Consider the following 10,245-nt stretch of genomic DNA (forward strand, 5'->3'; position numbering starts at 1 on the left):
TCGCCGATTTGGCCGTGCCGCGGCGGCTCAGGATCAACGCCACACCCCATAAACCGCCGACTACTACCCCTTCTGCCCCTCCCCTCCCCCCCTCCCCCCCCCCCCCCCCCCCCCCCCCCCCCCCCCCCCCCCCCCGCAGGCGCAGGCGGTGTCCGGAGCGGGGGCGGATGTCCACAACGGCCCCCGCGGCGACAAAGAACGTCAGTGGCCCCACTACGCAGGGGAGGCGGAATCAGCTGCCGGACCCACAACACGGCTACCGGATTGCCCCCGGTGCGGGGCAGAACGGCCTATGCCGCGCCTTCATAGGATTCTGTGGCGGATTCCACCGGCGACGCTGACCGCTGCGCGGCCCACCATGTGGCACCATTGAAGACGATGAACACCAAAGCGGACAAGCGCCAACGCGACGGAATTCCCATGCCGCTTTGGCTGCAAGGGGTGTTCGAGGCTGCGCAAATGTTTATCATTTCGGCCCTTGTCGTCACCATTCCCCTCCTGACGACGTGGCTTGCTGGCGGCTTTGGCGAAAAAGACGTCTCAGTCATTGCCCGGCTGGCCGGTCAGATTTGGCTGGTGGGCCACGGTGTTTCCGTGAATCTCACGTTGGCTTCGGGGCCCAGCTCGGCATCGGTGGAAACGGGTGTCTTCAATCTGCTGCCGTTGGGCCTTGTCCTGATTCCCTTCTTCCTGTCATGGCGTTCGGGGCGGCGCCTGGCCAGAGCGTCCTACACGGACCAGCTGTGGCAACCGCTCCTCGGGGCCGTGGTGCTTTACGCGGCAGCGGGTCTGGCCACAGGATTTGTCTGCAGCGTTCCCGGTCTTGAGGCGCCCCTGCTGGCCAGCATGCTGATTCCGGCCATTCCAGCCGCTGCCGGACTCATTGTGGGCTCACGTTTGGAGGCCGGTTCCTGGAGCCGGTTGATCGGTGTCAATGCTGCCGACTGGATTGCCCGAACCAGCCAGGATCAGCGCTGGGCAGGTTCCTACGCGTGGACTGTTGTCCGCTCGGGGTTTGTGGCCCTCATGGCGGCACTGTCCCTCTCCGCGTTCCTGCTCACAGTAAATCTGGCCATGCGCTGGCACGACATCATCGGCGTCTATCAGGCACTGCGGCCGGGCGCTATTGGCGGGTCTGTTCTGACACTGGCCCAACTAGCGTTCATGCCCAACCTGGCCATTTGGACCTTGGCGTGGGCTGGCGGGGACGGCTTCTCCCTTGGCGTTGGCTCCAGCGTTTCCCCGTTGGGCACCTCCGTTGCCCCCGTCCCCCCGATCCCGCTGTTGGCGGCCCTGCCCGCAGGTGAGATGAGTTGGGGATTTACCGCACTGATCATCCCCGTGTCCGCTGGCCTGCTTGCCGGCTGGTGGTTTGTGCGGGCAGGGGAAAACCATTTTGATGAATGGCTTTCCCTCAAGGTGCGCCAGCGGTGGCTTTCACTGCCACTGTCAACACTATTCCTTGGCACCGTCATAGCGTCAGTGGCGGCTGTTCTTTCGGCCATCCTGTTCTGGCTTTCACAGGGATCCATAGGCCTTGGCCGGCTCACCGAACTGGGCCCGGACCCTGTCACCGCCGCCTTGTGGGTGGGTGCCGAGGTGGGTATTGGTGTCATGGCCGGTTCCCTAGTGGCGCCCTGGCTCGAAGGCGAACGGGCCAACGCGGCCCCCGCACGGCGCCGTATTGACGGCGCCGAATAGGGCCTGCGGCCAACGTGGCCCTAAAATTGCTCTCATGCGCATAGTTGTTTTAGTCTCCGGAACCGGCTCCAATCTCCAAGCAGTGATCGACGCCGTTGCCGCCGGCTCCCTGCCCCTGGACATCGCCGCCGTGGGAGCGGACAGGCCCGGCACCTACGGGGTAGAGCGTTCGGCGGCCGCCGGCCTGGACACGTTCGTGGTGAACTTCAAGGACTTCGCCACCCGTGCTGACTGGGATGCGGCACTGTTGGAAACGGTTGCCGCCTACAAGCCCGACTATGTTGTCTCCAGCGGGTTCATGCGCATTGTGGCGTCCAGCTTTATCGACGCTTTCGAGGGCCGCTACGTCAACACGCACCCGGCACTGCTGCCGTCCTTCCCGGGCGCCCACGGGGTCCGCGATGCCATGGCCTACGGGGTCAAAGTCACCGGCTGCACTGTCCACTTTGCCGACGCCGGCGTGGACACCGGCCCCATCATCGCCCAAACACCCGTTGCGGTTTTGCCCGATGACACAGAGGAATCCTTGCACGAACGCATCAAGGTTGCCGAGCGTGAACTACTCATAGAGGTTTTGGGCCAGCTGGCCCGCGCCTGACCCCCACACAGATTATTAGGGGGCGAAGCTGGACAGGTCCCTGGAGTTCTTCCTGTCCAGGACCCAGGCGGAGACTTTACCGAGCAACCAGCCCAGCACAATGGACGCGGCGATGGCTATGACCACGGCCATCTGGGTGGAGATGTTGGGCCAGTACCGGGTCAATATCCCTATCCCCACGGCATAGCCGGACCAGATGCCGGCCGAAACCAGCGAGAACACTGTGAAAGCGCGTAGCGGGTAACCGGCGGCGGTGGCGGCAATGTTGGAGGAAAGCCTGCCCAGGGGAATGAAGCGTGATGTCAGCATGAACACATATGGGCGCTGTTTGAGTCTGCGGGTGGCTGCATCAATGGCCCGTTGACGCCGGGACCCCGGCCCGGCGCCCCAGCGCGAATTGCCGACGCGTTTGGTGAGGCCAAAAGTTGCTAGATCCCCGGCCACGGCACCCACCATCATGGCGAGCACCAACAGCCCGGCCCGGGGCCCGCCGTCGAGCCCGGCTAGAGCGCCCAGCGCAACAAATACCGTGGTGCTGGGGATGGGTGGTATCACGGCGGACAACATGACAAATGCCGCGCCCACCAGGTAAACCCAGGAGCTCGCCAGGACGCCGGTGGTGTCGGCTGCGAGATCCATGCGTTGCCTTCTTCGCCTAGTTGGTGCGGCCAGGAGGATTTCCGCCGCCACAGCTAGTTTACGTGTGTTGGCACCAGTCCGCGCGGCCTAGGCGCGTTTGCGGCCAAACACCAAGGAGGCCACGGCGGTGGCAGCCGTCACCGTGTAGACAGCCGGCCAGGCACCCATCTTCTTGGCCAGGGGATGCGAGGCGCCAAAAGCCACGACGTACGTTGCTGTCAGTGCCGCAGCGGTTCCCGCGCCGGCATTCTTCTTCCAGCCCGCGAAGGCCGCCGCGCCCGCTGCTGCCAGGACGGCGCCGCCGAGCTGGCGGTTGCCCGTGTCGCGGGCAGTTTGGTAGCCGCCGAGCAGTCCGGTGGTGGCGAAAACGGTGGGAAGCAGGGCGCTCATGAATTGTCCTTCGTTCAAGAAAAGTTACTGTCTAGGACAGGCTACCGGTCCCGGGTGGGTGCTTGCTGAACAGGCGCGCAGGCGCCGCTAGTCCAGCGTGGCGCCCTTGGTTTCAGGGGCAGCGACGGCCATCCAGAGGACAGCCACCAACACCAGCGCCCCTGTCAGTGCAAACGTCAGTGGCAAGCCCAGCACGGGCCACAGCAGGGAGCCGAAGATCAGTGGCACCAGCCCGGCGCCCACCCTGGAAATGGTGGACGCCCAACCAAATCCTGTGGCGCGCAAGTGGGTTGGGTACAGTTCAGAAACGTAGGTGTAAAGTACCGGGATGGCCACCTGAATGAGGAAACCAAAGATCAGCAGCCAGATCTGTGCGGCGAGCGGCGCGTCCAGCACCAGTGCGAAGACCACCAATGACACCGCGGCGAGGGGGCCGGTGATCGCCAGGATCCACTTGCGGCCCAGGCGCTCCACCAGCAGCGCAGCGGCCACCACGCCCAGCAGGCCAATGCCCGTCATGGCGGCCGTGGCCATAAACGCCTTGTTCTCCGCATAGCCCGTGGCCACCAGGATGGACGGCATCCAGGTCAGGGCGCCGTAGTACACCAGCAGAATAGTCAAAAATAGTGACCACGCAACACCTGTGATGCGCCAGTTGAAACGCCACAAACCGGCCAGGTGATCGGTGACCTTACCCAGCGAGAGTGTGGGTGCGTCCGCCGGCTCCGGCAGTTTCCACGGCCCAACGGTGGCTCCCGTGCGCCGGATCAGGGTATCGATTACCTTTTTGGCTTCCACGGGACGCCCGGCGCGCACCAAATACAGGGGCGACTCCGGAATCCCCACGCGCACCCAAAACACGAGCAGCGCCGGCAGCACCATGACCAGCATCAGGTACCGCCAGTTGCCAAAGCTGGCCATCAGCAGGGCCGAGACAACCCCGCACAGCGACGCCCCAATGGGCCACCACGCATCCATCGCGGTGAGCACCCGGCCGCGGTGCTTGCGCGGCGTGAACTCACCCACCAACGCATAGTCCACCGGGATGCACCCGCCCAGCCCAAAACCGGCAATGAAACGGAACACACAAAACAGGAACAGATCGTTGGAGAAGGCGCCCAGCACCGTGAAGATGGAGAAAATGAGCAGTGTCAGGGTGAACGCCTTCTTGCGGCCAATGATGTCGGCAATGGTCCCCCACGCAAACGCACCCACGGCCATGCCAATGAGATTGGCCGTGCCGATCCACGCGGCCTGCCCCGGTGACAGGCCCCATTCCTTGGACAGCAGCGGGATGAGGAAACCGTTCAGGGTCACATCCCAGGCGTCGAACATGAACCCCAGCCCGCCAATGAGGAAGATGCTGCCCTGCACCCGCCACCGCCACGGCAGCTCCTGGACCACGCGGTCACCTGTCATCAAAGCTGTCGGGGTGCTCATGGTCTCCTTCTTAGTCCTTGGCAGCAGAATAGACGACGTCGGACACGGCCGTGCGCAGTTCTGTTGCGTCATTGCCGTCCCGGCTGGGGTTCACCCGGTTGGTCAGGAGGGCAATGCTCACCTTGTTGACCCGGTCCACCAGCAGCGAGGTGCCGGTGAAGCCCCCGTGCCCCCGGGCGGCCGCGCCACCGACCCCCATCCAAGGCTGCTGATTGATGCGCAACCCCAAGCCCTGCTCGAAGCCGGGAACCGCCGGGTCGAAATGGTTGCCCAGCATTTCGGGCAGCTGGCTGCGCCACATTTCCGCAGCCATGGCGGGGGAGAGGATGCCGGGCAGCCCCTCGCGCAGGGCGAGACCAAAAACACTGAGCCCTTCCGCCGTGGCGAACATGCCGGCGTTGCCGCTGAGCCCGCCCAATGACCACGCCGCCTCGTCATGGACAATGCCCCGGATCAGGCCGCGGCCCAGCTGCGGCTGGTACTCCGTTGGGGCGCAGTGTTCAATGCGCGGGGTGCCGGTGATGCTGTCGGTCGGCAGCTGGTACAGCAGGCGTTCCTTGACCAGTTGCCCCCACGGCGTCTTCGCTACATGCTCGGCCAGCGCCATGATCGTGTTGAACCCGGCGCACGAGTACTCAAAGCGGGTCCCCGGTGCCGTCTCCAGCTCCGTGGCGAGCAGATCCGCCATCAGCTGCCCGCGCTCAAATCCGCGCCCTTCCGACAGCTCCGTATGCCAGCCCCGCCACTCGGATGGCAGGCCCGACGTGTGCGTGAGCAGCTGCCGCAACGTCACGGCTGCCTTTGCGCCGTGCCGGTAGGCCGCCAGATGCCGGCCAATGGGGGCATCCAGCGCCAGCACGCCGTCGTCCACGAGGATCAATGCCGTGACAGCGGTGAACAGTTTGGTCACCGAGGCCAGGTCAAAGAACGTCCCAGGTGCTGCGGCGCCGGCGGTGAGAATAGGAAGCTCCGCGCCGCCCAACACGACGGCGCAGCTCACTGCCGGTGCCACGCCGTCCTTGACGGCCGCATCCAGCAGGCCTTGCAGGTTGCGGCGCGTTTCTGTTGCGGGGGAGTGGTGAGGTACTGGCATGGGAGGGTTCGCCGTCGTCCTTCTAGTGACTGCCGGAGGCGATGGCGGCCGGCAGGAAGCCGTCATTCTGGGTCAGGAGCTCCACTGCTTGCTCGGGTGGGAGCCCCGTCATGATGGCCAGGATGGCTGCCTTGACATGCCCGCCAGCCGCGGCGAGGGCTGTGGCCGCCGTGGCGGCGTCGCACTCGGTGACACGCATCAAGGTGCGCTCGCTGCGGGCGCGCAGCTTGGCGTTGGTGGCCAACAAGTCCACCATGACGTTCTTGTACGTCTTGCCCAGGCGCACCATGGTGATGGTGCTGATCATGTTCAACACCAGCTTCTGGCACGTCCCGGACTTGAGCCTGGTGGAACCGCTGAGGAACTCCGAGCCCACCTCAATCTCCAGGGCGGCGTCGGCGGCGGCACCCAGTGTCGAGTTGTTATTGCAAGCAAAACCCACCGTGTAGGCGCCCTGTGCACGGGCAGCCTTGATGGCCGCAATGACGTAAGGGGTGCGCCCGGAGGCGGCCATGCCAACCACCGAATCCGTGGGGCCCAGGCCAAGGGCGGCCATGTCCGCGGCACCGGCCGCTTCACTGTCCTCGGCATTCTCCACCGCCTGATCCACTGCTGCCTGCCCGCCGGCAATGACACCCACCACCAGGGAGGGGTCGGTGCCGAAGGTGGGCGGGCATTCGCTGGCATCCAAAATGCCCATCCGGCCTGGGGTCCCGGCGCCCACATAGATGAGCCGTCCGCCCTTGCCCATACGGTGCGCAATGTCATCGATGATCGCAGCAATGACGGGAAGTTGCTGTTCAATGGCGGCAGGGACCAGGGCGTCTTCACTGTTCATGCCGGCCACCAGCTCGGCCGTGGACAAGGCAGCCAGATCGGGGTACTTCGGGTTGGCCGTCTCGGTGACAAGGGCGCCGATTTCGTGGCGGACAGAGGCGGTATGCAAAGAATCTTCAGACATGGGTGCACTTTCTGGGCGAGGGGGAGTGACTTAGACGGTTTCCAGCAATCGGACAACGGCCTGGGCGCTGACGCGGCTGAAACCGTGGCAGTGAATGGTGGCGTTGGCTGTTGGCTGATCCGTGACCAGGCCTGCGTTGATGCACACGGTCCGGGGGGCTTGGGTCAGAATGAACTCCACGGTGGCCCGTTGCTCAGCCGACGCCAACGAGTCAACAATGACAAGAACTGCTCCCGGTGACGCTGCCACCAGTGCCGCGAGCTCCGGTGCCGGTGTCTGCTGGGCATGAACGGCGTTCACTGTGTAGCCGCCCAAGGCGGTGGCCATGAAGTTCTCGGTGGGGCCGGCAGCCATATTGTGGCCGGTGCGCGCATCCACAAGTATCACGGCCCCGCTCAGCGCGGGCCTGGCGCTCAAGGCATCCACGCGGCAGGCGCGGGCAGCCACCCCAACCCAGTCGACGTCGTCGTCCTCCGTGTCCGCAACGTCCCCGGCACACCACTGCGCCAGCGCCTGAACCCGGGAGGCGGCCTTGCGCAGGGTGTCGACGGGCAAACGGCCGGAGGTGACAGCGGCCAGCAAGGCGTCGTACACCTCGACGTAGCAGGACTCGTCGTCACGCCCTGTGGTGTACGCATTCAGCGGGTTGCCCACACACAGCAAGTCATTACCGGCCAGTAGCGCGAGCACGGCGCCCTCGCCCGGGCCGACGGTGGCCCGCACGGCCGCCATGTCCAGGGCGTCGGTGATCAAAACACCCTCAAAGCCCATCTCGCGCAGCAGGGCGCTCGCCGCCGGGTTCAACGTGGCCGGCGCCTCGCCCAACTCGGGGATGATGATGTGCGCGCTCATCATGGCCGCCACCCCGGCCTCCGTGGCGGCCTTGAACGGGGGCAGGTGGAACTGCGCCATCTCCGCCATGGTCAACTCCACCCGCGCGGTATCCATGTGCGAATCGGCCACGGTGTCCCCATGGCCCGGGAAATGTTTGGCGCAGGCGGCCACGCGCTGAGTCTGGATGCCGGTGACCGCCGCGGCCGTGTGGGCGCTGACCAAGTCCGTGTCGGCGCCGAAGGCTCGCACGCCAATGACGGGGTTCAACGGATTCGTGTTCACGTCGGCCACCGGCGCAATGGTCAGATTGACCCCGGCGGCGCGGCACAGGCGGCCAATGGCGCGGCCCGCGGCAACTGTTGTGGGGAGGTCGTTGAGGGCGCCCAACGCCGCGGCGCCGGGGACTGTTGAACCGTCCCGGGCCTGCAAACGGGTCACGTTTCCGCCTTCCTCATCAACGCCGATCACGGCTGCCGGGTTGGCGGCGCGGATGGCGGCGGAAAGCGTGGCGACCTGAGCGGGCGCCTCGGGATCAATGTTGTGGGCAAAATATACGACGCCGGCAAGACCGTTGCGCAGGGCCGTCGCCAACCACTGTGGCACAGTTGTGCCAACAAAACCGGGGAGTATCACCGAGTTGATCAGGCGGGGAAGCTCGGGGGAGGTGCCGTCAAGTGTGGACGGTGCGTGCTGCAGATCACTGGAAGTCATGAGGAAATCTTACCGGCGCCGAAGTGGCCTAAACTTTATATGTCGCCACCGTCGAGCCACCCCTTGGAGAATTTCTGTGAGCAGCGTTCCTCTTAATCGTGTTCCCATCCGCCGAGCCTTGATCTCGGTCTATGACAAATCCGGCCTGGAGGAGCTGGCCATCGGACTGCACGCAGCCGGTGTGGCCATTGTTTCCACAGGGTCCACGGCAGCGAAGATTGCCGCGGCCGGTGTTCCTGTCACGGAGGTTTCCGAGCTGACAGGCTTCCCCGAAGCTCTCGATGGTCGCGTTAAGACGCTGCACCCCCTGGTCCACGCAGGCATCCTGGCTGACCGCCGCCTGCCCGACCACGTGCGCCAGCTCGAAGAGATGAACGTTGCACCGTTTGACCTTGTGGTGGTGAACCTTTACCCGTTCGTTGACACCGTGAATTCCGGTGCCGGCCAGGACGCGGTGGTGGAGCAGATCGACATTGGCGGACCGTCCATGGTCCGCGCGGCAGCCAAGAACCACCCCTCCGTTGCTGTGGTGGTTGACCCGGCCAAGTACGGCGACGTCATTGCTGCCGCAACAGCTGGCGGTTTTGACTTGGTGGCCCGCCAGCGTTTGGCCGCAGCAGCCTTCGCTCACACCGCAGCCTACGACAACGCCGTGGCAGCCTGGACCTCGGCCCAGTTCCTGGACGCTGACGGCGACGGCCTGATCGATTGGCCCGCCTACGCCGGGTACTCCCTGGAGCGTTCGGAAGTGCTGCGCTACGGCGAAAACCCGCACCAGCAGGCTGCCCTGTACGTCGACAAGGGCGCGCCCGCTGGCATCGCCCAGGCCGACCAGCTCCACGGCAAGGCCATGAGCTACAACAACTTTGTTGACGCCGACGCCGCCCTCCGCGCAGCCTTCGACTTCGCCGAGCCGGCCGTTGCCGTCATCAAGCACGCCAACCCCTGCGGTGTTGCCGTGGCGTCCCCGGACGCCGTGGACCCCATTGCCGACGCCCACGCCAAGGCGCACGCCTGCGATCCGCTCTCTGCTTTTGGTGGCGTCATCGCCGCCAACCGCACGGTCACAGCAGGCATGGCCCGTACGGTGGCAGGCATCTTCACCGAGGTCGTCATCGCCCCGGACTTTGAGCCCGAAGCCGTGGAAATCCTGTCCAAGAAGAAGAACATCCGCCTGCTGTCACTGCCCGAAGGCTACGGCCGCTACCCGGCAGAGGTCCGCCAGGTGTCCGGCGGCATGCTGGTGCAGCTCTCCGACAAGGTGGACGCCGACGGCGACAACCCGGCCAACTGGACCCTCGCCGCGGGCGAGACCGCTGATGCCGAGACCCTGGCAGACTTGGCGTTCGCCTGGACAGCTGTCCGTGCAGCGAAGTCCAACGCCATCCTGCTCGCCAACAACGGCGCTGCCGTGGGCATCGGCATGGGCCAGGTCAACCGTGTTGACTCCTGCAAGCTCGCAGTGGAACGCGCCAACACTCTCGGTGTTGCCGTGGAATCCGATGTTGATGCGGCCGGCGGTGCCTCAGGTGCCGAAGGCGTTTCGGCGCAGCGCTCCATCGGTGCCGTGGCATCCTCGGACGCGTTCTTCCCGTTCGCCGACGGCCTGCAGATCCTGCTCGACGCCGGTGTTCGCGCAGTTGTTCAGCCCGGCGGTTCAGTACGCGACGACGAGGTCATTGCCGCAGCCAACGCCGCCGGCATCACCATGTACTTCACAGGCGCCCGGCACTTCTTCCACTAGTCGGTTCAGCGCGTCGCAAGCACGACGGCGGGGTGGTCCCCTCCTTTCCCAAAACGACACCCCCCCCCCCCCCCCCCCCCCAAAAAACCCCCCAACACCCCACTGACCCCCCCCCACCCCCCCCCCCCCCCCCC

9 protein-coding genes are annotated in these 10,245 nt (G+C 65.4%); 3 read left to right on the forward strand and 6 right to left on the reverse strand.

Going from position 1 to position 10,245, the window contains the following annotated elements; translation table 11 throughout:
* The first annotated feature begins 315 nt into the window (after window positions 1–315).
* On the forward strand, window positions 316–1,701 hold the full coding sequence (locus tag ACX80E_RS16820; RefSeq protein ID WP_459303216.1) for a cell division protein PerM: 1,386 nt from the start codon (window positions 316–318) through the stop codon (window positions 1,699–1,701).
* 34 nt (window positions 1,702–1,735) lie between these two features.
* Window positions 1,736–2,299, forward strand: a complete 564-nt coding sequence (gene purN, locus ACX80E_RS16825) for a phosphoribosylglycinamide formyltransferase (RefSeq protein ID WP_459303217.1) — start codon at window positions 1,736–1,738, stop codon at window positions 2,297–2,299.
* A gap of 15 nt (window positions 2,300–2,314) precedes the next feature.
* Here purN and ACX80E_RS16830 read toward each other — a convergent pair whose 3' ends face one another.
* The 6 genes from ACX80E_RS16830 to ACX80E_RS16855 form a co-directional block, all read right to left on the reverse strand.
* Complete coding sequence (locus tag ACX80E_RS16830) at window positions 2,315–2,938, reverse strand: DedA family protein (RefSeq protein ID WP_459303218.1); 624 nt, start codon at window positions 2,936–2,938, stop codon at window positions 2,315–2,317.
* Window positions 2,939–3,025: 87 nt separating this feature from the next.
* Window positions 3,026–3,328: a hypothetical protein gene (locus ACX80E_RS16835; RefSeq protein ID WP_459303219.1), complete on the reverse strand. Its 303-nt coding sequence runs from the start codon at window positions 3,326–3,328 to the stop codon at window positions 3,026–3,028.
* Window positions 3,329–3,415: 87 nt separating this feature from the next.
* Window positions 3,416–4,768, reverse strand: coding sequence for an MFS transporter (locus ACX80E_RS16840; RefSeq protein ID WP_459303220.1), 1,353 nt, complete (start codon window positions 4,766–4,768; stop codon window positions 3,416–3,418).
* A 10-nt stretch (window positions 4,769–4,778) separates the two neighbouring features.
* On the reverse strand, window positions 4,779–5,861 hold the full coding sequence (locus ACX80E_RS16845; RefSeq protein WP_459303221.1) for a serine hydrolase domain-containing protein: 1,083 nt from the start codon (window positions 5,859–5,861) through the stop codon (window positions 4,779–4,781).
* 22 nt (window positions 5,862–5,883) lie between these two features.
* Complete coding sequence (gene murQ, locus ACX80E_RS16850; RefSeq protein ID WP_459303222.1) at window positions 5,884–6,822, reverse strand: N-acetylmuramic acid 6-phosphate etherase; 939 nt, start codon at window positions 6,820–6,822, stop codon at window positions 5,884–5,886.
* Window positions 6,823–6,852: 30 nt separating this feature from the next.
* The gene (locus tag ACX80E_RS16855; protein WP_459303223.1) at window positions 6,853–8,367 is read right to left on the reverse strand and encodes a glycoside hydrolase family 3 protein; all 1,515 of its coding nucleotides are present in this window, start codon (window positions 8,365–8,367) and stop codon (window positions 6,853–6,855) included.
* Between the two features lie 76 nt (window positions 8,368–8,443).
* Between ACX80E_RS16855 and purH the strand changes: the two genes are divergently transcribed.
* A complete protein-coding gene (gene purH, locus ACX80E_RS16860) occupies window positions 8,444–10,111 on the forward strand; it encodes a bifunctional phosphoribosylaminoimidazolecarboxamide formyltransferase/IMP cyclohydrolase (RefSeq protein ID WP_459303224.1) in 1,668 nt (555 codons plus the stop codon).
* The last annotated feature ends 134 nt before the right edge of the window (window positions 10,112–10,245 follow it).

It is taken from the genome of Arthrobacter sp. TMN-49 (genome assembly GCF_054511095.1).